Consider the following 18,529-nt stretch of genomic DNA (forward strand, 5'->3'; position numbering starts at 1 on the left):
CCCCTACCCGGAACCGCCCAACTACCCGAGCGCAGACTTCACCGCATCAGCCAACCGCCCAGCCACAGACCGAGCCTGCTCAATATCCGCAGCCTCGACCATCACCCGAACCAACGGCTCGGTCCCGGACGGCCGCAACAACACCCGCCCGGTATACCCCAGTTCCCGCTCGGCCTCAGCAACGGCCGCAGTCAGCTCGGCAGACGTCCCCACCCGCGACCGATCCACATCAGGCACATTGATGAGCACCTGAGGCAGCCGCTCCATCACACCGGCCAGCTCCTTGAGCGTACGACCGGTCCGCGCAACCCGAGCCGCCAGCAGCAACCCGGTCAACGTCCCGTCACCCGTGGTCGCATGATCCAACACGATCACATGCCCGGACTGCTCGCCGCCGAGCGCGTACCCGTGCTCCTTCATCTCCTCCAGCACATACCGGTCCCCGACCGCGGTCTGCACCAGCCGCAGCCCCTCCCGCTCAAGCGCCAGCTTGAAGCCGAGGTTGGACATGACCGTGGCGACGACGGTGTCCGACCGCAGCACACCCCGCTCACGCATGTCGAGCGCGAGCACCGCGAGGATCTGGTCCCCGTCGACCTCGTTGCCCTCGTGGTCGACGGCGAGGCACCGGTCGGCGTCCCCGTCGTGCGCGATACCGAGGTGCGCCCCGTGCTCGACAACGGCAGCCCGCACCTTCGCGAGGTGCGTGGACCCGCACCCGTCATTGATGTTGAGCCCGTCCGGCTCGGCCCCGATGGTGACGATCTCGGCCCCGGCGCGCTTGAACGCCTCCGGCGAGACCCCGGCGGCGGCACCGTGCGCCTCGTCGAGGACGATCTTGAGCCCGTCGAGCCGGTTGGGGAGGACGGAGAGCAGATGCTCGACGTACCGCCCGAAGCCGTCGTCGTACGACCGGACCCGCCCGACGCCCGCGCCCGTGGGCCGGTCCCAGGGAGCGCCCGTCCGGTGCTCCTCGTACACGCCCTCGATCCTGTCCTCCAGCTCGTCGGCGAGCTTGTGGCCGCCGCGGGCGAAGAACTTGATCCCGTTGTCGGGCATGGCGTTGTGGCTGGCGGAGAGCATCACACCGAGGTCGGCGCCCAGCTCGCCGGTGAGGAACGCCACCGCGGGGGTGGGCAGCACACCGACGAGCAGCACGTCGACGCCCGCGCTGGCGAGGCCGGCGACGACAGCCGCCTCCAGGAACTCCCCGGACGCTCGCGGATCCCGCCCGACCACCGCCACCGGCTTGTGACCCTCGAACGTACCCGCCTCGGCGAGTACGTGCGCCGCCGCGACGGAGAGTCCGAGCGCGAGCTCGGCCGTCAGATCCGCGTTGGCGACACCGCGCACGCCGTCCGTGCCGAAGAGTCGTCCCACTGTGGTGTCCTCCGAATTGCTGAGAATGTGCGGCTCGTACCAGGTGGAGTGGTACCAGGTGGACTCGTACCCGGTAGTCCCGTACCGGAGTACATCCCCTGAGACTGTCCTCGCCCTGCCGGGGTTGCACCGACAGCCGATGGACAATCCTGCGATGAACAATCAATCCTGCTAAGCAAAACCGCCCCGGCGGCACAGGTACGTGCCACCGGGGCGATGCGCGCGGCGTGGCGCAGCAGCGTGATTAGCGCTTGCTGTACTGCGGAGCCTTGCGGGCCTTCTTCAGACCGGCCTTCTTGCGCTCGACCGCACGGTCGTCGCGCTTGAGGAAGCCGGCCTTCTTGAGCGGGCCGCGGTTGTTGTCGACGTCGGCCTCGTTCAGGGCGCGGGCGACACCGAGACGGAGCGCACCGGCCTGGCCGGAGACGCCGCCACCCGAGATGCGGGCGATGACGTCGTAGCGGCCCTCGAGCTCAAGAACCTTGAACGGCTCGTTGACCTCCTGCTGGTGCACCTTGTTCGGGAAGTAGTCCTCGAGCGTACGCCCGTTGATCTTCCACTTGCCGGAGCCCGGGACGATCCGGACGCGGGCGATGGCGTTCTTGCGACGGCCCAGGCCGGCGGCCGGCTGGGGCTCACCGAAGCGGGACGCGAGGGACTCGGAGGTGTACTCGCCCTCGACGGGGACGTCCGTCTCCGTGGTGTAGCTGTCGATGTCAAGCTCTTCGAGCGGCTGCTCGGCAGTGGTCTCGGCCACGATTCTCCTCAGATTCTCTTCAGGCTTAGGGGGTGGCCGGACTTACTGCGCGACCTGGGTGATCTCGAACGGCACCGGCTGCTGGGCAGCGTGCGGGTGCTGGTCGCCCGAGTAGACCTTCAGCTTGGAGAGCATCTGACGGCCGAGGGTGTTCTTGGGGAGCATGCCCTTGACGGCCTTCTCGACGGCCTTCTCCGGGTTCTTCTCCAGCAGCTCGTCGTAACGGACGGAGCGCAGACCACCCGGGTAGCCCGAGTGGCGGTAGGCCATCTTCTGGGTCCGCTTGTTGCCGGACAGGTGCACCTTGTCCGCGTTGATGATGATGACGAAGTCACCAGTGTCGACGTGGGGGGCGTAGATCGGCTTGTGCTTGCCGCGCAGCAGGGTGGCGGCAGTGGTGGCGAGACGACCCAGGACAACGTCCTGGGCGTCGATGACGTGCCACTGGCGCGTCACATCGCCGGGCTTGGGGCTGTACGTACGCACGGTTCGTAGCCTTCGCTTCTTCAGTGAGGTTCCTGACAGGTCACCGAAGACGATCACGACAGCCCTTGCCGCACAGCGGTGACGCAACCGCGTGCTGGCTCGCTGGTCATCGGCCCGGTGGACCGGTGTAAGGGCCCCTCACGTGAGAATGAGCAAGCCAATACACATAACGAAAACGCAGCTTAGCCGGGCGCCCCCGGACGGGTCAAAACGACCCCGCTCCGCCAGGGCCGAGCCGTGCGCGGGAGAGCTCGGGGGTTGAGGATTGTTCGGCGGGTGCGGGCGGCGTGTGGTCGCTCGCGCAGTTCCCGCTCACCCGCACCCGCCAACGCACCGTCCCGACCGAGCTCGAAGGCGTGGCGGGGTCGAAGGGCGGCAGCCCCTGGATGGGGGTCCCCCCGCTCGAGCGAAGCCGAGAGTGGGGGAGGGACGGGTAGAGGCGGCGAGGGGCGAGGCAATGCCCCGACCACCCACAGTTGTCACTTTTGCCCAGCCGCCCCAGATCACGCTAGAGGCTCAGTACCTCCAGACACCGACCACCACCCCCCTCTCCCCGTCTAAAATACGGCCCATGAGCTTTGGGCAGGGGGGGTCCCAGTGGAGCCCCGGGGGTTCCCACAATCCGTGGGGCGACCAACAACAGTGGGGTTCCACCAACCAGACCCCGGACTGGGCGGCACTCGCCGAACAGTCCGAATCACGCAACAGACGCCGCAGACTCCTGATGATCATCGGCGGCGCCCTCGCCACGGTCGGCATAGGCGCCGCCGTGGCCGTCGCGGTGGTCAACGCGGACGGCGGCTCCACCACGGCGAGCGGCCCGAACAGCGACCTGCCCGCCGCCTCGGACATCCCGAGCGCCAGCGCCAAGACGGACCCGTCGTTCGCACCGACCTCGGCCCCGCCCCCGCTGAACCCGAAGGACTTCATCTCCAGCTCGGGCAAGGACAAGACGCCGATCAGCCCGGACATCCTCTTCCCCGGCTCCCAGCTGACGGACGGCAACAACGTCGTCTACCGCAAGGGCCCCACGGCCTCGACGACAGACTGCGCCTCGGTCGTCCAGGGCACCCTCGACAAGCTCCTGACCAGCAACGACTGCACCCGCTTCATGCGCGTGACGTACTACCGCGACAAGATCGCGGTCACGGTCGGCGTCGCCCTGTTCGACACCGAGGCCAAGGCGACCAAGGTCAAGGCGGACTGGGACAAGAAGAGCACCATCGTCTCCCTCTCCGGCGACGGCGTCCCCGCCTTCTGCCGTACGACGTTCTGCCGTACGACGGCCAACTCCTACGGCCGCTACGCCTACTTCACCCTTTCCGGCTTCACCAACGGCAAGGACGTCACGGAGAAGGACAGCTCCGTCTTCGCCGCCGGCGACGACCTCAGCGATTCCACCTTCAAACAGATCCGCCGCCGGGGCGAGGCACAGGCGGCCGCCGCGGCCAACGAGCAGTAACCCGCATCCGGCCCGCCCGGGGTCAGCAGCAGCCGCCCCCGGGCACCACCGGCAGGCTCCGCCGGTTCCGCGCCTCCTTGTTCCGCGCGGCCAGCAGCTCGTCCGCCGGGTATCCGACCTCCTCCAGGGTCAGCCCGTGCGGCCGTACGACATGCACAGCGGAGTCCCGTACGCCGGCGGCCAGCACCTTCCCGGGCCAGTCGGCCCCCCGGTGCCCGTCCCCCACGAACAGCAGCGCGCCGATCAACGACCGCACCATGTTGTGGCAGAACGCGTCGGCCCGCACGGTCGCCGTGATGATCCCGTCCTCCCCCCGCACCAGGCTCAGCTCCTGCAGCGTACGAATGGTGGTCGCCCCCTCACGCCGCTTGCAGTAGGCAGCGAAGTCATGCTCGCCCAGCAGCCTCCGCGCGGCCTTGTTCATCGCGTCCACGTCCAGCGGCCAGTCATGCCACAGCACGTGATTGCGGAGCAGCGGATCGACCCCACCGGGGTTGTCCGTGACCCGGTACGCGTAACGCCGCCAGACGGCCGAGAACCGCGCGTTGAAGCCGCTGGGCGCCTCCCTGAGCGCCCACACCCGTACATCCCTCGACAATCGCCCGGCGAGCCGCTTGAGCAGCTTTCCGTGGTGCTCGTCCCACACCTCCCGCGGCAGATCGACATGAGCCACCTGCCCCCGGGCGTGCACCCCGGCATCCGTCCGCCCGGCCACGGTCAGCTCATACGTCTCCTTGGACCGCGTGACCGTCCGCAGGGCGTCCTCGATCTCCCCCTGCACGGTCCGCCGCCCACCGGCCTGCTTGGCCCACCCGGAGAACTCGGTCCCGTCGTACGAAAGATCCAACCGCACCCGTACGAACCCGGGCTGTACTTCGTCACTCACCCCTAGATCCTCTCAGCAACGCAAGAGCGGGCCCGCCCCGCAGGGGGCGGACCCGCTCAACGCAAGGCGTAGCCTCAGGCGTCCTTGGACTCCTCGGCCGGAGCCTCAGCGGCGTCCTCGGCCTTGGTGGTGTCCACCTTGGTCTCGGCAACCTCGGCGTCCTGGGCGGCACGCTTCGTCGCGGCCTCGGCCTCGCCCGTCGCCTGCTGCGCGACCGTCAGCGCCTCGACCAGCTCGATGACAGCCATGGGCGCGTTGTCGCCACGGCGGTTACCGACCTTGGTGATACGGGTGTAGCCACCCGGACGGTTCTCGTACCGCGGGCCGATCTCGGTGAAGAGCGTGTGCACGACGCTCTTGTCCGTGATGACCGAGAGCACCTGACGGCGGTTGTGAAGGTCACCCTTCTTCGCCTTGGTGATCAGACGCTCGGCGTACGGCCGCAGACGGCGGGCCTTCGCCTCGGTGGTGGTGATACGGCCGTGCTCGAAGAGGCTCTTCGCGAGGTTCGCGAGCAGCAGCTTCTCGTGCGCGGCACTGCCGCCCAGACGGGCACCCTTGGTGGGCTTCGGCATGGTGTTTCTCCTAGGTGTCTGCCCCGGCCGTATCAGGTACCGAGGTCAGTATCCGAGCAGGCGGTCGCCTGTCGGAGATCCGGGGCGTCCCCGAAGGGGCGCCCCGGAAGGGGTGCGGGGAACTGCGCGATCAAGCACAGCGCACCCGCACCCGAAAACGGACCGTCTGGCCCGAGCTCTCAGTACTGCTCGGTCTCGACGAACCCGGCGTCCGCGTCGTCGTCCGCGCCAAAGGCGTCAGCGGCGGCGGTCGGGTCGAATCCAGGCGGGCTGTCCTTCAGGGCGAGACCCATCCCGGCCAGCTTCGCCTTGACCTCGTCAATGGACTTCGCACCGAAGTTACGAATGTCCAGGAGGTCGGCCTCGGAGCGCGCGACCAGCTCACCCACGGAGTGGATGCCCTCACGCTTGAGGCAGTTGTACGACCGAACGGTGAGCTCCAGCTCCTCGATCGGCAGCGCCAGATCGGCAGCGAGCGCGGCGTCCGTCGGGGACGGACCCATGTCGATGCCCTCGGCGTCGATGTTGAGCTCACGGGCGAGACCGAACAGCTCGACCAGCGTCTTACCGGCGGAGGCCATGGCGTCACGCGGACGCATCGCCTGCTTGGTCTCGACGTCGACGATCAGCTTGTCGAAGTCGGTGCGCTGCTCGACACGCGTGGCCTCGACCTTGTACGTGACCTTCAGAACCGGCGAGTAGATCGAGTCGACCGGGATACGACCGATCTCCTGGCCCACCTGCTTGTTCTGCACGGCGGAGACGTAACCACGGCCACGCTCGACCGTGAGCTCCATCTCCAGCTTGCCCTTGCCGTTGAGCGTGGCGAGGACGAGGTCGGGGTTGTGCACCTCGACACCGGCCGGGGGCGCGATGTCGGCGGCGGTGACCAGACCCGGGCCCTGCTTGCGCAGGTACATCACCACAGGCTCGTCGTGCTCGGACGACACGACCAGCTGCTTGATGTTGAGGATCAGGTCGGTGACGTCCTCCTTGACGCCCGGCACGGTGGTGAACTCGTGCAGGACACCGTCGATCCGGATGCTGGTGACAGCCGCACCGGGGATCGACGACAGGAGCGTACGGCGGAGGGAGTTGCCGAGGGTGTAGCCGAAGCCCGGCTCCAGCGGCTCGATCACGAACCGGGAGCGGAACTCGTCGACGACCTCTTCGGTCAACGAGGGACGCTGAGCGATCAGCATGTTGCGATCCTTCTGTCAGGGGCGCCCGCTATTTGACGCCCTGAGTTGTTACAAGGGTACGGGCGATACGACCCGAAGGAGTCGTACCGCCCGAAAACCTCAGACCAAGCAGCCTGCGTCGAAGATCAGACGCGGCGGCGCTTGGGCGGACGGCACCCGTTGTGCGGGGTCGGGGTCACGTCCTGGATGGAGCCGACCTCGAGACCGGTCGCCTGGAGCGAACGGATGGCGGTCTCGCGACCGGAACCCGGGCCCTTGACGAACACGTCGACCTTGCGCATGCCGTGCTCCTGGGCGCGACGGGCAGCCGACTCGGCGGCCATCTGCGCGGCGAACGGCGTGGACTTCCGGGAGCCCTTGAAGCCGACGTGGCCGGCGGAGGCCCAGGAGATCACGTTGCCGGACGGGTCCGTGATCGAGACGATCGTGTTGTTGAACGTGCTCTTGATGTGCGCGTGGCCGTGAGCGACGTTCTTCTTTTCCTTGCGGCGCACCTTCTTGGCAGCGCCCTGACGACCCTTGGGGGGCATCTACTAACTCCTACGGGGAGGTGGTCGGTCCTACAGCGAAGACCGCTGATGAAGCGTTGTCCGCTGAGGACTACTTCTTGCCCGGCTTCTTCTTACCGGCGATGGCGCGACGCGGGCCCTTGCGGGTGCGGGCGTTGGTGCTGGTGCGCTGACCGCGGACGGGCAGACCACGACGGTGACGGAGACCCTGGTAGCAGCCGATCTCCACCTTGCGGCGGATGTCGGCCTGGATCTCGCGACGGAGGTCACCCTCAGTCTTGATGTTGTTGTCCACGTACTCGCGGATCGCGACGAGCTGCTCCTCGGAGAGGTCGCGAACGCGGGTGTTCGGGTTGACGCCGGTCGCTGCCAGCGTCTCCTGGGAGAGGGTCCGGCCGATGCCGAACACGTAGGTGAGGGCGACCTCCACGCGCTTGTCGCGCGGGATGTCAACACCGGAAACGCGTGCCATTCAATGGCTCCTGGTGATTGTCGGAGGTCTTCCACAGAACCGGTTCCCGACCGCCGTACGAGGTACGAACCGGGTCCCCGGCCTCCGAGCCGGGGGTATCAGACACCGAAGCGCCTGGGCCCTGCGTATGAACATATTCAGCTTGCGTCGCGCGAATCTCTGCGAATCGAGCAGAGGGATCGGTCGTGCGTCAGCCCTGGCGCTGCTTGTGGCGCGGGTTCTCGCAGATGACCATGACCCGACCGTGACGGCGGATCACCCTGCACTTGTCGCAGATCTTCTTGACGCTCGGCTTGACCTTCATGGGGTGAGGTTCTCCGGGTCAGTGCCACCACCCGCGTCCCGGAAACCGGGGCCACGGAGAGCGGGGGCAAGATCTACTTGTAGCGGTAGACGATCCGGCCACGCGTCAGGTCGTACGGAGACAGCTCCACCACGACCCGGTCGTCAGGGAGGATGCGGATGTAGTGCATACGCATCTTGCCGCTGATGTGTGCCAGGACCTGGTGGCCGTTCTGGAGCTCGACCTTGAACATGGCGTTCGGCAGAGACTCGACGACAGTGCCCTCGATCTCGATGGCACCTTGCTTCTTGGCCACGCTTCGCCCTTCGAATCGACTACCTTGATCGACTCCGCGTGACCGGATGAAGACATACGGAAACACGAGAGCCGACGAGTCAGTCTACGTCAGGGCCCTCAGAAACACGAATCCGGGTAAGGATGCCCAACGAGGGAGATCATTACGCGCCCAACGGATCCGGCGCCGCCGCTATCCCGTGCTCCGCCAGCTTCGCCTTACCGCCATCGGGTGCCGTCAGCACGAGAGGCCCCTGCTCGGTCAGGGCGACGGAGTGCTCCCAGTGGGACGACCACGTGCCGTCCGTGGTCACCACGGTCCAGTCATCCGCCAGGACCTGGGTCTTCGGCGTCCCCAGGGACACCATCGGCTCGATGGCCAGGCAGAACCCGGGCACCAGCTTCGGCCCCTTGCCCCGCCGCCGCTCGACGTAGTTCAGCAGGTGCGGGTCCATGTGCATCTCGGTGCCGATCCCGTGCCCGCCGTAGTCCTCGACGATCCCGTACTTCCCGCCGCCCGGCTTCGGCTGCCGGCGGATGTACGTCTCGATCGCCCGCGACACGTCGACCAGCCGGTTCCCCTGCTTCATGGCGGCGATCCCGGCCCACATGGACTCCTCGGTCACCCGCGACAGTTCAAGGAGCTCAGGGGCGTGCCCGGACCCCACGAACGCCGTGTACGCCGCGTCCCCGTGCCAGCCGTCGACGATGGCGCCGCAGTCGATGGAGATGATGTCCCCGTCCTTGAGGACGACCTCGTCGCTCGGGATGCCGTGCACCACGACTTCGTTGACCGATGTGCAGATGGTCGCCGGGAAGCCGCCGTAGCCGAGGAAGTTCGACTTGGCGCCGTGCTCCGCGAGTACCTTGCGGGCCACGTCGTCGAGATCCTTCGTGGAGGCGCCCGGCACAGCGGCCTCCCGGGTGGCCGCGTGAATGGCGGCGACGACCAGCCCCGCCTCGCGCATCTTGGCGATCTGCTCGGGGCTCTTGATCTGCACCATGGGGGCCTGCGCTCTCCGTCTTCTCTGCCTACGAACCCACGAACTCATCGGGCTCGGGGTTTACCTACACAACAGTACGGCCGCGGCGCCCATCCAGGGCACCGCGGCCGACGTACCACAGACAACTACTTGTCGTCGCGCTTGAGGGCCTCCATCGCGCGCGCGGTGACCTCCTCCACCTTGCCGAGGGCCGAGATCGTCACCACGAGGCCCTGGGCCTTGTAGTAGTCGATGATCGGCTCGGTCTGGGTGTGGTAGACCTCCAGGCGCTTGCGGACGGTCTCCTCGGAGTCGTCGTCGCGCTGGTACAGCTCACCGCCGCAGACGTCGCAGACGCCCTCCGCCTTCGGCTGCTTGTACGTGACGTGGAAGACGTGCGCCGAGTCGTTCCGGCAGATGCGCCGGCCGGCGATCCGCTTGACGACCTCTTCCTCGGGGACCTCCAGGTCCAGCACCGCGTCCAGCTTCATGTCCGCGTCCTGGAGCGTCACGTCCAGCGCCTCGGCCTGCGAGACGTTGCGCGGGAAACCGTCCAGCAGGAAGCCGTCCACGGCGTCCGGCTGATCCATGCGGTCCTTCGCCATCGCGATGGTGACCTCGTCCGGCACCAGTTCGCCCTTGTCCATGTAGGACTTCGCGAGTTTGCCGAGTTCCGTCTTCTTGCTGATGTTGGCCCGGAACAGGTCGCCCGTGGAGATGTGCGGGATCGACAGGTTGTTGGCGAGGAACGCCGCCTGCGTTCCCTTACCCGCACCCGGCGGCCCGACGAGGACGATTCGCATCAGCGGAGGAACCCTTCGTAATTGCGCTGCTGGAGCTGGCTCTCGATCTGCTTCACCGTCTCCAGACCCACACCCACGATGATCAGGATGCTGGTACCACCGAACGGGAAGTTCTGGTTTGCCCCGAAACCAGCCAACGCCATTGTCGGCACGAGAGCGATCAGGGCCAGATACAGCGAACCCGGCCAGGTGATCCGGTTGAGCACGTAGCTGAGGTACTCAGCGGTCGGTCGGCCAGCCCGGATGCCCGGGATGAAGCCACCATACTTCTTCATGTTGTCCGCGACTTCCTCGGGGTTGAACGAGATGGCCACGTAGAAGAAGGCGAAGAAAATGATCAAGAAGAAGTAGAGGGTGATGTGTGCGGGAGCGTCCGTCTGCGCCAGGTTCTTTTCGATCCAGGTCTTCCAGCCGGAGGTCCCACCGGCGAACTGCGCGATCAGTGCCGGGATGTAGAGCAGCGACGAGGCAAAGATCACAGGGATGATGCCGGCCTGGTTGACCTTCAGCGGAATGTACGTCGACGTACCGCCGTAGGACCGGCGGCCGATCATGCGCTTCGCGTACTGGACCGGGATACGGCGCTGGGCCTGCTCGACGAAGACCACGAGCCCGACCATGACCAGGCCGACGGCGATGACGATGCCGAACTCGATCCAGCCGCCCGCCAGGTCGCCCTGCTCCTTGATGGCCCACAGGGCGGACGGGAAGGTGGCGGCGATCGAGATGAACATGAGGATCGACATGCCATTGCCGATGCCGCGGTCGGTGATGAGCTCACCGAGCCACATGACGAGCGCCGTACCGGCGGTCATCGTGATCACCATGACGACGGTGGTGTAGATCGAGCGGTCCGGCACGATCGAGCCGGCCATCGCGCAGTTCGGGAACAGCGAGCCGCTGCGGGCGGTGGCGACCAGGCCGGTGCCCTGGAGGACCGCCAGCGCCACGGTCAGATAGCGGGTGTACTGCGTGATCTTCGCCGTGCCGGCCTGTCCCTCCTTCTTGAGGGCTTCCAGGCGCGGGATCACCACGGTCAGCAACTGCAGAATGATGCTCGCCGTGATGTACGGCATGATGCCGAGGGCGAAGATCGTGATCTGAAGGAGCGCACCACCGCTGAACATGTTGACCAGACCGAAGATGCCCTGATTGGTCTGAGCCGCGTTAACGCAGAACTGGACGGCGCTGTAGTCGACGCCGGGGATCGGGATGTGTGTACCGATCCGGTAGATCACGATGATGCCGAGCGTGAAGAACAGCTTCTTGCGCAGGTCGGGCGTCTTGAACGCCCGGGCGAACGCGGTGAGCACGGTGCCTCCTGCGACCCCCGCGTGTGCGCGCGTGAGGTGACGACTAATTGGGTTGATGGCCTGAGGAACGAGATTACGGCATGCCAGGACGGCACTGGGCGCCAGCGGCACAGCCTACCTATATCCGGGGTCGCCCGGGATAGCGATCCACGGCCTCTTCCGATCCCTTCACGCCACGGCAGCAGCCAAATGGGAATGAACGGGAATGAAAAAGCAGCCGGGCATGGCCCTCCTCACGAGGGCCACACCCGGCCGGTACTGCTGATGTCGGCCGACGCCGTCCGATCTCAGATGAGTTCGGTGACGGTGCCGCCGGCGGCGGTGATCTTCTCCTTGGCGGAGCCGGAGACGGCGTCGACCGTCACCTGCAGCGCCACGGAGACCTCGCCCTGGCCAAGGACCTTGACGAGGCTGTTCTTGCGGACGGCACCCTTGACGACCAGGTCGGCAACGGTGACCTCCCCACCCTCGGGGTAGAGGGCGGCGAGCTTGTCCAGGTTCACGACCTGGTACTCCGTCTTGAAGGGGTTCTTGAAGCCCTTCAGCTTCGGGAGACGCATGTGGAGGGGCATCTGGCCACCCTCGAAGCGCTCCGGAACCTGGTAGCGGGCCTTCGTACCCTTGGTACCACGACCGGCCGTCTTACCCTTCGAGGCCTCACCACGACCGACACGGGTCTTGGCGGTCTTGGCACCCGGGGCGGGACGGAGGTTGTGGATCTTGAGCGGGTTGTTCTCCGCCATGATCAGTCGACCTCCTCGACCGTCACGAGGTGGCGGACGGTGTGCACCATGCCGCGGAACTCGGGGCGGTCCTCCTTGACGACCTGCGTGTTGATGCCCTTGAGGCCAAGGGAGCGCAGGGTGTCACGGTGGTTCTGCTTGCTGCCGATGTAGGACTTGACCTGCGTGATCTTGAGCTGCGCCATGACCTACGCACCCGCCCCGGCACGCGCACGGAGCAGAGCCGCGGGGGCGACGTCCTCGAGGGGCAGACCACGGCGAGCCGCGATCTCCTCGGGACGCTGCAGGCCCTTCAGGGCCTCCACGGTCGCGTGCACGATGTTGATGGCGTTGTCGGAGCCGAGCGACTTCGACAGCACGTCGTGGATACCGGCGCACTCGAGCACGGCGCGCACCGGACCACCGGCGATAACACCGGTACCGGGGGACGCGGGCTTGAGCAGGACGACGCCGGCAGCCTTCTCACCCTGGATGGGGTGCGGGATGGTGCCCTGGATACGGGGGACCTTGAAGAAGTGCTTCTTGGCCTCCTCAACGCCCTTGGCGATGGCGGCCGGCACCTCCTTGGCCTTGCCGTAACCGACACCCACGGTGCCGTCACCGTCGCCCACCACGACCAGCGCGGTGAAGCTGAAGCGACGACCACCCTTCACAACCTTGGCGACGCGGTTGATCGCGACTACGCGCTCAACGTACGCGGTCTTCTCGGCGGCAGCTGCGCCGCCGTCACGGCCCTTCCGGTCCCGCCGCTCGCCGCCACCGGCACCGCCACCGCGGCGCTGGGGTCCAGCCATTGGATTTACCTCTCTCTTTCCGCTAGCTACGCAGCGAGCTCAGAACTTGAGCCCGGCCTCGCGGGCGGCGTCGGCCAGGGCCGCGATGCGACCCGCGTACCGGTTACCACCACGGTCGAACACGACGGTCTCGACACCGGCGGCCCTGGCACGCTCGGCGACCAGGGCGCCGACCTTGCCGGCCTGCGCCGACTTGTCTTCCGAGCCACCACGGATGGACGCGTCCAGAGTCGACGCCGACGCCAGGGTGTGCCCCTGGATGTCGTCGATGACCTGGGCCACGATGTGGCGGTTCGAGCGGGTCACGACCAGGCGGGGACGCTCAGCCGTACCGTTGACCTTCTTACGGATACGGATGTGGCGCCGCTTGATGGCAGCACGCTTGTAAGCGTCGCCCTTAGCGATCTTCGTGCCGTATGCCATGGCTTACTTACCCGCCTTTCCGACCTTGCGGCGGATGACTTCGCCCTCGTACTTGACGCCCTTGGCCTTGTACGGGTCGGGCTTGCGCAGCTTGCGGATGTTGGCCGCAACCTCGCCGACCTTCTGCTTGTCGATGCCCTCGACCTGGAAGCGGGTCGGGGTCTCCACCTTGAAGGTGATGCCCTCGGGCGCCTCGACGGTGATCGGGTGGCTGTAGCCGAGCGCGAACTCGAGGTTCGAACCCTTGGCCTGCACGCGGTAACCGACACCGCTGATCTCGAGCTTCTTCACGTAACCCTGGGTCACGCCGGTGATCATGTTCGCCACCAGCGTGCGGGACAGGCCGTGCAGGGCCTTGTTCTGACGCTCGTCGTTGGGGCGGGTGACGTTGAGAACGCCGTCCTCACCCTTGGCGATGTCGATCGGCGAAGCGACGGTGTGAGTCAGCGTGCCCTTGGGGCCCTTGACCGAGACCGTACGGCCGTCGATGGTGACGTCCACGCCGGCGGGAACCGTGATGGGGAGCTTGCCAATACGCGACATAGCTGTTTCCTCCGTTCCCTTCCGCTACCAGACGTAGGCGAGGACTTCCCCACCCACGCCCTTCTTGCCGGCCTGCTTGTCGGTGAGGAGCCCGTGCGACGTGGAGATGATCGCCACGCCGAGGCCGCCCAGCACCTTGGGCAGGGAGGTGGACTTCGCGTAAACCCGGAGACCGGGCTTGGAGATCCGCTTGATGCCCGCGATGGAGCGCTCACGGTTGGGGCCGAACTTCAGCTCCAGGACGAGGTTCTTGCCGACCTCGGCGTCCTCGACCTTCCAGCCCGTGATGAAGCCCTCCTGCTGGAGGATCTCCGCGATGTGCGACTTGATCTTCGATGCCGGCATCGTCACGGAGTCGTGGTATGCCGAGTTCGCGTTCCGCAGACGCGTAAGCATGTCTGCGATCGGATCAGTCATGGTCATGAATTGGCCTTCGGCCTCTCTCGCCGGGGTTTCCAGGTGCCCATCCCTCTCCTCGATCCGAGACGAGGCGGGTGCGGTGCGGTGGACCTACGGCGTAGTAAGTCGTACGGGCGACCGTCAGGCGCCCAACCCTCCAAGCCTAAGCCATGAAAGGGAGGGCGCCTGACACGCCCAGTGCTTACCGAGAGCTTCCGGAATCCCTAAATAACAGGGATTACCAGGAGCTCTTGGTCACGCCCGGCAGCTCGCCACGGTGAGCCATCTCACGGAGGCACACGCGGCACAGGCCGAACTTGCGGTACACGGAGTGCGGACGGCCACACCGCTGGCAGCGGGTGTACGCGCGCACGGCGAACTTGGGCTTACGAGCAGCCTTGGCAATCAGAGCCTTCTTCGCCATCTCGCTCACGCCTCCTTGAAGGGGAAGCCGAGGTGACGGAGGAGCGCACGGCCCTCAGCGTCGTTGGTCGCCGTGGTCACCACGGTGATGTCCATACCCCGGGTGCGGTCGATCTTGTCCTGGTCGATCTCGTGGAACATGACCTGCTCGGTGAGACCGAAGGTGTAGTTGCCACGGCCGTCGAACTGCTTGGGGGACAGACCACGGAAGTCGCGGATGCGCGGGAGCGCGAGCGACAGGGTGCGGTCCAGGAACTCCCACATGCGGTCGCCACGGAGCGTGACGTGGGCACCGATCGGCTGGCCCTCACGCAGCTTGAACTGCGCGATGGACTTGCGGGCCTTGGTGACGGCCGGCTTCTGACCGGTGATCGTGGTGAGGTCGCGGATGGCGCCCTCGATCAGCTTGGAGTCGCGGGCGGCGTCGCCCACACCCATGTTGACCACGATCTTGACGAGGCCGGGGATCTGCATGACGTTCTCGTACTTGAACTCGTCACGCAGCTTGCCCGCGATCTCCTCGCGGTACTTCGTCTTGAGACGCGGAGTGGTGGTGGTAGCCATCAGATGTCCTCACCCGTCCGCTTGGCAACGCGAACCTTGTTGCCCTCGTCGTCGAAGCGGTAACCGACGCGGGTCACGACCTTCTTGCCGTCCTTCTCCACGACCAGCTGGACGTTGGAGACGTGGATCGGCGCCTCGGTGGTGACGATGCCGCCGGCCTGCGAACCCTTGGCCGTGGGACCGGCCTTGGTGTGCTTCTTGACCCGGTTGACACCCTCGACCAGGACACGGTCCTCGCGGGGGAAGGCCGCGATGACCTTGCCCTGCTTGCCCTTGTCCTTACCGGTGATGACCTGGACCAGGTCGCCCTTCTTGATCTTCATGCTTACAGCACCTCCGGCGCGAGCGAGATGATCTTCATGAACTTCTTCTCGCGCAGCTCACGGCCGACGGGGCCGAAGATACGGGTGCCGCGAGGGTCGCCGTCGTTCTTCAGAATGACGGCGGCGTTCTCGTCGAAGCGGATGTACGAGCCGTCCGGACGGCGGCGCTCCTTGACGGTGCGAACGATGACCGCCTTGACGACGTCACCCTTCTTCACGTTGCCACCGGGGATCGCGTCCTTGACGGTGGCGACGATGACGTCACCGATGCCCGCGTAGCGGCGACCGGAGCCACCGAGCACACGGATGCAAAGGATTTCCTTCGCACCAGTGTTGTCGGCGACGCGCAGTCGCGACTCCTGCTGGATCACGTCTATCTCCTGATTGTCTGCCGGTTCCCGGCGAGCTCCGTAAGTGTTTTACGGAGCTCGCCGAGCCTGGCGGAACTGACCTGCGGGGTTGGCCGCAGGAATTACTTGGCCTTCTCGAGGATCTCGACGACTCGCCAGTGCTTCGTCGCGGACAGCGGCCGGGTCTCCATGAGGAGGACACGGTCGCCGACGCCGGCGGCGTTCTGCTCGTCGTGTGCCTTGAGCTTGCTCGTGCTGCGGATGACCTTGCCGTACAGGGCGTGCTTCTTGCGGTCCTCGACGGCGACGACGACGGTCTTGTCCATCTTGTCGCTGACGACGATGCCCTCACGGGTCTTGCGGAAGCCGCGCGCCTCGGTGTTCGTCTCAGTCACGTTGCTCTCACTCATCAGGCGCTCTCCACCGTCTCGATGCCCAGCTCGCGCTCACGCATCAGGGTGTAGATCCGCGCGATGTCCTTACGGACGGCCTTCAGCCGACCGTGGTTCTCGAGCTGACCGGTCGCCGCCTGGAAGCGGAGGTTGAACAGCTCTTCCTTGGCTTCGCGAAGCTTCGCCAGAAGCTCCTCGTCACCCAGTTCGCGCAGCTCGGACGCCTTGATACCGGCCGACATCACGCTTCACCTGCCTCGCGCTTGACGATCCGGCACTTCATCGGCAGCTTGTGGGCGGCGCGAGTCAGGGCCTCACGGGCGATCTTCTCGTTGGGGTAGGACAGCTCGAACATGACCCGGCCCGGGTGCACGTTCGCGATCCACCACTCCGGCGAACCCTTACCGGAACCCATGCGGGTCTCGGCGGGCTTCTTCGTGAGCGGGCGGTCCGGGTAGATGTTGATCCAGACCTTGCCGCCACGCTTGATGTGGCGGGTCATCGCGATACGGGCCGCCTCGATCTGGCGGTTGGTCACGTACGCCGGCGTGAGGGCCTGGATGCCGTACTCGCCGAACGCGACCGTCGTACCGCCCTTGGCCTGACCACGGCGCTTCGGGTGGTGCTGCTTGCGGTGCTTGACCCTACGGGGGATCAGCATGTCGGTCAGGCCTCCGTTCCGGTGCTCTCAGCCGGAGCGGACGCGGGAGCCTCGGCCTTGGGGGCCTCGGCGCCGGCAGCCTGCTGCGGCTTACGACCGCGCCGCTCGCCACCGCGGCCACCACGGGCCGGGCGGTCGGCGCCACCGCGGGCCGGGCGGTTACCCGCACGGGCGGCAGCGTTCTCGGCGCGGACCTCGGCGATGTTCTTGACGTCGCCCTTGTAGATCCAGACCTTCACACCGATGCGGCCGAAGGTCGTCTTGGCCTCGAAGAAGCCGTAGTCCACGTTCGCGCGGAGCGTGTGCAGGGGCACGCGGCCCTCGCGGTAGAACTCCGAGCGGGACATCTCGGCGCCGCCGAGGCGGCCACCGCACTGGATCTTGATGCCCTTGGCCCCGGCCTTCATCGCCGACTGCATGCTCTTACGCATGGCGCGGCGGAAGGAGACGCGGGAGGAGAGCTGCTCGGCGACGGCCTGGGCAACCAGCTGAGCGTCGGTCTCGGGGTTCTTGACCTCGAGGATGTTCAGCTGGACCTGCTTGCCCGTGAGCTTCTCGAGGTCACCGCGGATGCGGTCGGCCTCGGCGCCACGGCGGCCGATGACGATGCCCGGACGCGCGGTGTGGATGTCCACCCGCACACGGTCACGGGTGCGCTCGATCTCCACCTTCGAGATACCGGCGCGCTCCATGCCGGACGTCATCATCCGACGGATGGCGACGTCTTCCTTGACGTAGTCCTTGTACAGCTTGTCGGCGTACCAGCGGGACTTGAAGTCCGTGGTGACACCGAGCCGGAACCCATGCGGGTTAACCTTCTGGCCCATTACCGGGTTCCTTCCTTGCTGCTGACGACCACGGTGATGTGGCTGGTCCGCTTGCGGATCCGGTAGGCACGGCCCTGGGCACGCGGACGGAACCGCTTCAGGGTCGGGCCCTCGTCGACGTACGCCTCGCTGATGAACAGCGAGGAGGCGTCCGGGTGGTCGTAGTTGTGCGCGGCGTTGGCAATGGCGCTGTCGAGCACCTTGCCGACGGGCACGGAGGCGGCCTGCGGAGCGAATCGCAGGACGGCCTGGGCCTCCGTGGCGTCCATGCCACGGATGAGGTCCACCACGCGGCGGGCCTTCATGGGCGTGACGCGGATGTACCGCGCCTGGGCCCTGGCTTCCATGGTTGTCCTTCCAGTTACTTACGTGTCTGTTGCGATCCGCGCCTAGCGGCGCTTCGACTTCCGGTCTTCCTTGACGTGGCCCCGGAAGGTGCGCGTCGGCGAGAACTCGCCGAGCTTGTGGCCGACCATCGACTCGGTGACGAACACCGGGATGTGGGTCTTGCCGTTGTGCACCGCGAGCGTGTGGCCGAGCATGGCCGGCACGATCATGGAGCGACGGGACCAGGTCTTGATGACGTTCTTGGTGCCGGCTTCGTTCTGGGCGTCCACCTTCTTGATCAGGTGGTCGTCGACGAAGGGCCCCTTCTTGAGACTGCGCGGCATCTAAACCCGCT

Annotated in this window: 30 protein-coding genes; 1 reads left to right on the plus strand and 29 read right to left on the minus strand. The window is 66.5% G+C overall.

The window, feature by feature from the left end:
- Nucleotides 1–21: 21 nt before the first annotated feature.
- The 3 genes from glmM to rplM form a co-directional block, all read right to left on the minus strand.
- Nucleotides 22–1,380, minus strand: coding sequence for a phosphoglucosamine mutase (gene glmM, locus F3T56_RS16265; protein WP_149825905.1), 1,359 nt, complete (start codon nucleotides 1,378–1,380; stop codon nucleotides 22–24).
- 244 nt (nucleotides 1,381–1,624) lie between these two features.
- The gene (gene rpsI / locus F3T56_RS16270; RefSeq protein WP_149825906.1) at nucleotides 1,625–2,137 is read right to left on the minus strand and encodes a 30S ribosomal protein S9; all 513 of its coding nucleotides are present in this window, start codon (nucleotides 2,135–2,137) and stop codon (nucleotides 1,625–1,627) included.
- Nucleotides 2,138–2,179: 42 nt separating this feature from the next.
- Nucleotides 2,180–2,623: a 50S ribosomal protein L13 gene (gene rplM / locus F3T56_RS16275; RefSeq protein ID WP_149825907.1), complete on the minus strand. Its 444-nt coding sequence runs from the start codon at nucleotides 2,621–2,623 to the stop codon at nucleotides 2,180–2,182.
- A 571-nt stretch (nucleotides 2,624–3,194) separates the two neighbouring features.
- Between rplM and F3T56_RS16285 the strand changes: the two genes are divergently transcribed.
- The gene (locus F3T56_RS16285) at nucleotides 3,195–4,085 is read left to right on the plus strand and encodes a hypothetical protein (RefSeq protein WP_172638980.1); all 891 of its coding nucleotides are present in this window, start codon (nucleotides 3,195–3,197) and stop codon (nucleotides 4,083–4,085) included.
- Nucleotides 4,086–4,107: 22 nt separating this feature from the next.
- On the opposite strand, the gene truA is transcribed toward F3T56_RS16285, so the two are convergent.
- The 26 genes from truA to rpsS form a co-directional block, all read right to left on the minus strand.
- Complete coding sequence (gene truA, locus F3T56_RS16290; RefSeq protein WP_149825909.1) at nucleotides 4,108–4,971, minus strand: tRNA pseudouridine(38-40) synthase TruA; 864 nt, start codon at nucleotides 4,969–4,971, stop codon at nucleotides 4,108–4,110.
- A 74-nt stretch (nucleotides 4,972–5,045) separates the two neighbouring features.
- Entirely contained in the window at nucleotides 5,046–5,546 is a 501-nt protein-coding gene (rplQ, locus tag F3T56_RS16295; protein WP_149825910.1) for a 50S ribosomal protein L17, read from the minus strand.
- A 179-nt stretch (nucleotides 5,547–5,725) separates the two neighbouring features.
- Nucleotides 5,726–6,748, minus strand: coding sequence for a DNA-directed RNA polymerase subunit alpha (locus tag F3T56_RS16300; RefSeq protein WP_003966937.1), 1,023 nt, complete (start codon nucleotides 6,746–6,748; stop codon nucleotides 5,726–5,728).
- Nucleotides 6,749–6,873: 125 nt separating this feature from the next.
- Complete coding sequence (gene rpsK, locus F3T56_RS16305; protein ID WP_003956432.1) at nucleotides 6,874–7,278, minus strand: 30S ribosomal protein S11; 405 nt, start codon at nucleotides 7,276–7,278, stop codon at nucleotides 6,874–6,876.
- Nucleotides 7,279–7,348: 70 nt separating this feature from the next.
- On the minus strand, nucleotides 7,349–7,729 hold the full coding sequence (gene rpsM, locus F3T56_RS16310; RefSeq protein ID WP_128433137.1) for a 30S ribosomal protein S13: 381 nt from the start codon (nucleotides 7,727–7,729) through the stop codon (nucleotides 7,349–7,351).
- A gap of 190 nt (nucleotides 7,730–7,919) precedes the next feature.
- The gene (gene rpmJ / locus F3T56_RS16315; RefSeq protein WP_003998809.1) at nucleotides 7,920–8,033 is read right to left on the minus strand and encodes a 50S ribosomal protein L36; all 114 of its coding nucleotides are present in this window, start codon (nucleotides 8,031–8,033) and stop codon (nucleotides 7,920–7,922) included.
- A gap of 73 nt (nucleotides 8,034–8,106) precedes the next feature.
- A complete protein-coding gene (gene infA, locus F3T56_RS16320; RefSeq protein ID WP_003948620.1) occupies nucleotides 8,107–8,328 on the minus strand; it encodes a translation initiation factor IF-1 in 222 nt (73 codons plus the stop codon).
- Nucleotides 8,329–8,470: 142 nt separating this feature from the next.
- Nucleotides 8,471–9,310, minus strand: a complete 840-nt coding sequence (gene map / locus F3T56_RS16325) for a type I methionyl aminopeptidase (RefSeq protein WP_149825911.1) — start codon at nucleotides 9,308–9,310, stop codon at nucleotides 8,471–8,473.
- 125 nt (nucleotides 9,311–9,435) lie between these two features.
- Nucleotides 9,436–10,092, minus strand: coding sequence for an adenylate kinase (locus F3T56_RS16330; RefSeq protein ID WP_149825912.1), 657 nt, complete (start codon nucleotides 10,090–10,092; stop codon nucleotides 9,436–9,438).
- A complete protein-coding gene (gene secY, locus F3T56_RS16335; protein ID WP_149825913.1) occupies nucleotides 10,092–11,405 on the minus strand; it encodes a preprotein translocase subunit SecY in 1,314 nt (437 codons plus the stop codon). The genes F3T56_RS16330 and secY overlap by 1 nt, the downstream gene beginning before the upstream one ends.
- A 287-nt stretch (nucleotides 11,406–11,692) precedes the next feature.
- Nucleotides 11,693–12,148, minus strand: coding sequence for a 50S ribosomal protein L15 (gene rplO, locus F3T56_RS16340; protein WP_149825914.1), 456 nt, complete (start codon nucleotides 12,146–12,148; stop codon nucleotides 11,693–11,695).
- A gap of 2 nt (nucleotides 12,149–12,150) precedes the next feature.
- The gene (rpmD, locus tag F3T56_RS16345) at nucleotides 12,151–12,333 is read right to left on the minus strand and encodes a 50S ribosomal protein L30 (RefSeq protein WP_003974250.1); all 183 of its coding nucleotides are present in this window, start codon (nucleotides 12,331–12,333) and stop codon (nucleotides 12,151–12,153) included.
- A gap of 3 nt (nucleotides 12,334–12,336) precedes the next feature.
- Nucleotides 12,337–12,942, minus strand: a complete 606-nt coding sequence (gene rpsE, locus F3T56_RS16350) for a 30S ribosomal protein S5 (protein WP_009190144.1) — start codon at nucleotides 12,940–12,942, stop codon at nucleotides 12,337–12,339.
- A gap of 39 nt (nucleotides 12,943–12,981) precedes the next feature.
- The gene (gene rplR, locus F3T56_RS16355) at nucleotides 12,982–13,365 is read right to left on the minus strand and encodes a 50S ribosomal protein L18 (protein ID WP_149825915.1); all 384 of its coding nucleotides are present in this window, start codon (nucleotides 13,363–13,365) and stop codon (nucleotides 12,982–12,984) included.
- A 3-nt stretch (nucleotides 13,366–13,368) separates the two neighbouring features.
- Nucleotides 13,369–13,908 (minus strand): 50S ribosomal protein L6, encoded by a 540-nt coding sequence (gene rplF, locus F3T56_RS16360; protein WP_149825916.1) that lies wholly within the window; start codon nucleotides 13,906–13,908, stop codon nucleotides 13,369–13,371.
- Between the two features lie 24 nt (nucleotides 13,909–13,932).
- Nucleotides 13,933–14,331, minus strand: coding sequence for a 30S ribosomal protein S8 (gene rpsH, locus F3T56_RS16365; protein WP_013001411.1), 399 nt, complete (start codon nucleotides 14,329–14,331; stop codon nucleotides 13,933–13,935).
- Nucleotides 14,332–14,545: 214 nt separating this feature from the next.
- Nucleotides 14,546–14,731, minus strand: coding sequence for a type Z 30S ribosomal protein S14 (locus F3T56_RS16375; protein WP_004571834.1), 186 nt, complete (start codon nucleotides 14,729–14,731; stop codon nucleotides 14,546–14,548).
- Nucleotides 14,732–14,736: 5 nt separating this feature from the next.
- Nucleotides 14,737–15,294: a 50S ribosomal protein L5 gene (gene rplE, locus F3T56_RS16380; RefSeq protein WP_020135807.1), complete on the minus strand. Its 558-nt coding sequence runs from the start codon at nucleotides 15,292–15,294 to the stop codon at nucleotides 14,737–14,739.
- Nucleotides 15,294–15,617, minus strand: coding sequence for a 50S ribosomal protein L24 (gene rplX / locus F3T56_RS16385; RefSeq protein WP_149825917.1), 324 nt, complete (start codon nucleotides 15,615–15,617; stop codon nucleotides 15,294–15,296). The genes rplE and rplX overlap by 1 nt, the downstream gene beginning before the upstream one ends.
- A gap of 2 nt (nucleotides 15,618–15,619) precedes the next feature.
- On the minus strand, nucleotides 15,620–15,988 hold the full coding sequence (gene rplN, locus F3T56_RS16390; RefSeq protein ID WP_003998823.1) for a 50S ribosomal protein L14: 369 nt from the start codon (nucleotides 15,986–15,988) through the stop codon (nucleotides 15,620–15,622).
- A 101-nt stretch (nucleotides 15,989–16,089) separates the two neighbouring features.
- A complete protein-coding gene (gene rpsQ, locus F3T56_RS16395; protein WP_013001413.1) occupies nucleotides 16,090–16,377 on the minus strand; it encodes a 30S ribosomal protein S17 in 288 nt (95 codons plus the stop codon).
- A complete protein-coding gene (rpmC, locus tag F3T56_RS16400; RefSeq protein ID WP_149825918.1) occupies nucleotides 16,377–16,601 on the minus strand; it encodes a 50S ribosomal protein L29 in 225 nt (74 codons plus the stop codon). Before rpmC ends, rpsQ begins: the two co-directional genes overlap by 1 nt.
- Nucleotides 16,601–17,020, minus strand: coding sequence for a 50S ribosomal protein L16 (rplP, locus tag F3T56_RS16405; RefSeq protein WP_004927269.1), 420 nt, complete (start codon nucleotides 17,018–17,020; stop codon nucleotides 16,601–16,603). The genes rpmC and rplP overlap by 1 nt, the downstream gene beginning before the upstream one ends.
- A gap of 5 nt (nucleotides 17,021–17,025) precedes the next feature.
- On the minus strand, nucleotides 17,026–17,847 hold the full coding sequence (gene rpsC / locus F3T56_RS16410; protein ID WP_003998826.1) for a 30S ribosomal protein S3: 822 nt from the start codon (nucleotides 17,845–17,847) through the stop codon (nucleotides 17,026–17,028).
- Nucleotides 17,847–18,194 carry a 50S ribosomal protein L22 gene (rplV, locus tag F3T56_RS16415; RefSeq protein ID WP_053759515.1) on the minus strand — a complete coding sequence of 116 codons (348 nt, stop codon included), beginning with the start codon at nucleotides 18,192–18,194 and terminating at the stop codon, nucleotides 17,847–17,849. Before rplV ends, rpsC begins: the two co-directional genes overlap by 1 nt.
- A 42-nt stretch (nucleotides 18,195–18,236) precedes the next feature.
- On the minus strand, nucleotides 18,237–18,518 hold the full coding sequence (rpsS, locus tag F3T56_RS16420; protein WP_023547380.1) for a 30S ribosomal protein S19: 282 nt from the start codon (nucleotides 18,516–18,518) through the stop codon (nucleotides 18,237–18,239).
- Nucleotides 18,519–18,529: the final 11 nt, after the last annotated feature.

It is taken from the genome of Streptomyces tailanensis (assembly GCF_008386495.1).
GTDB lineage: Bacteria > Actinomycetota > Actinomycetes > Streptomycetales > Streptomycetaceae > Streptomyces > Streptomyces tailanensis.

Excerpts from the sequence above, each read along its gene's own strand:
- F3T56_RS16285 (WP_172638980.1), top strand. The coding sequence starts at position 3,195 with ATGAGCTTTGGGCAGGGGGGGTCCCAGTGGAGCCCCGGGGGTTCCCAC.
- rplQ (WP_149825910.1), bottom strand. The coding sequence starts at position 5,546 with ATGCCGAAGCCCACCAAGGGTGCCCGTCTGGGCGGCAGTGCCGCGCAC.
- F3T56_RS16300 (WP_003966937.1), bottom strand. The coding sequence starts at position 6,748 with ATGCTGATCGCTCAGCGTCCCTCGTTGACCGAAGAGGTCGTCGACGAG.
- rpsK (WP_003956432.1), bottom strand. The coding sequence starts at position 7,278 with ATGCCCCCCAAGGGTCGTCAGGGCGCTGCCAAGAAGGTGCGCCGCAAG.
- rpsM (WP_128433137.1), bottom strand. The coding sequence starts at position 7,729 with ATGGCACGCGTTTCCGGTGTTGACATCCCGCGCGACAAGCGCGTGGAG.
- rpmJ (WP_003998809.1), bottom strand. The coding sequence starts at position 8,033 with ATGAAGGTCAAGCCGAGCGTCAAGAAGATCTGCGACAAGTGCAGGGTG.
- map (WP_149825911.1), bottom strand. The coding sequence starts at position 9,310 with ATGGTGCAGATCAAGAGCCCCGAGCAGATCGCCAAGATGCGCGAGGCG.
- F3T56_RS16330 (WP_149825912.1), bottom strand. The coding sequence starts at position 10,092 with ATGCGAATCGTCCTCGTCGGGCCGCCGGGTGCGGGTAAGGGAACGCAG.
- rplO (WP_149825914.1), bottom strand. The coding sequence starts at position 12,148 with ATGGCGGAGAACAACCCGCTCAAGATCCACAACCTCCGTCCCGCCCCG.
- rpmD (WP_003974250.1), bottom strand. The coding sequence starts at position 12,333 with ATGGCGCAGCTCAAGATCACGCAGGTCAAGTCCTACATCGGCAGCAAG.
- rpsE (WP_009190144.1), bottom strand. The coding sequence starts at position 12,942 with ATGGCTGGACCCCAGCGCCGCGGTGGCGGTGCCGGTGGCGGCGAGCGG.
- rplR (WP_149825915.1), bottom strand. The coding sequence starts at position 13,365 with ATGGCATACGGCACGAAGATCGCTAAGGGCGACGCTTACAAGCGTGCT.
- rplF (WP_149825916.1), bottom strand. The coding sequence starts at position 13,908 with ATGTCGCGTATTGGCAAGCTCCCCATCACGGTTCCCGCCGGCGTGGAC.
- rpsH (WP_013001411.1), bottom strand. The coding sequence starts at position 14,331 with ATGACCATGACTGATCCGATCGCAGACATGCTTACGCGTCTGCGGAAC.
- F3T56_RS16375 (WP_004571834.1), bottom strand. The coding sequence starts at position 14,731 with ATGGCGAAGAAGGCTCTGATTGCCAAGGCTGCTCGTAAGCCCAAGTTC.
- rplE (WP_020135807.1), bottom strand. The coding sequence starts at position 15,294 with ATGGCTACCACCACCACTCCGCGTCTCAAGACGAAGTACCGCGAGGAG.
- rplX (WP_149825917.1), bottom strand. The coding sequence starts at position 15,617 with ATGAAGATCAAGAAGGGCGACCTGGTCCAGGTCATCACCGGTAAGGAC.
- rpsQ (WP_013001413.1), bottom strand. The coding sequence starts at position 16,377 with ATGAGTGAGAGCAACGTGACTGAGACGAACACCGAGGCGCGCGGCTTC.
- rpmC (WP_149825918.1), bottom strand. The coding sequence starts at position 16,601 with ATGTCGGCCGGTATCAAGGCGTCCGAGCTGCGCGAACTGGGTGACGAG.
- rplP (WP_004927269.1), bottom strand. The coding sequence starts at position 17,020 with ATGCTGATCCCCCGTAGGGTCAAGCACCGCAAGCAGCACCACCCGAAG.
- rpsC (WP_003998826.1), bottom strand. The coding sequence starts at position 17,847 with ATGGGCCAGAAGGTTAACCCGCATGGGTTCCGGCTCGGTGTCACCACG.
- rplV (WP_053759515.1), bottom strand. The coding sequence starts at position 18,194 with ATGGAAGCCAGGGCCCAGGCGCGGTACATCCGCGTCACGCCCATGAAG.
- rpsS (WP_023547380.1), bottom strand. The coding sequence starts at position 18,518 with ATGCCGCGCAGTCTCAAGAAGGGGCCCTTCGTCGACGACCACCTGATC.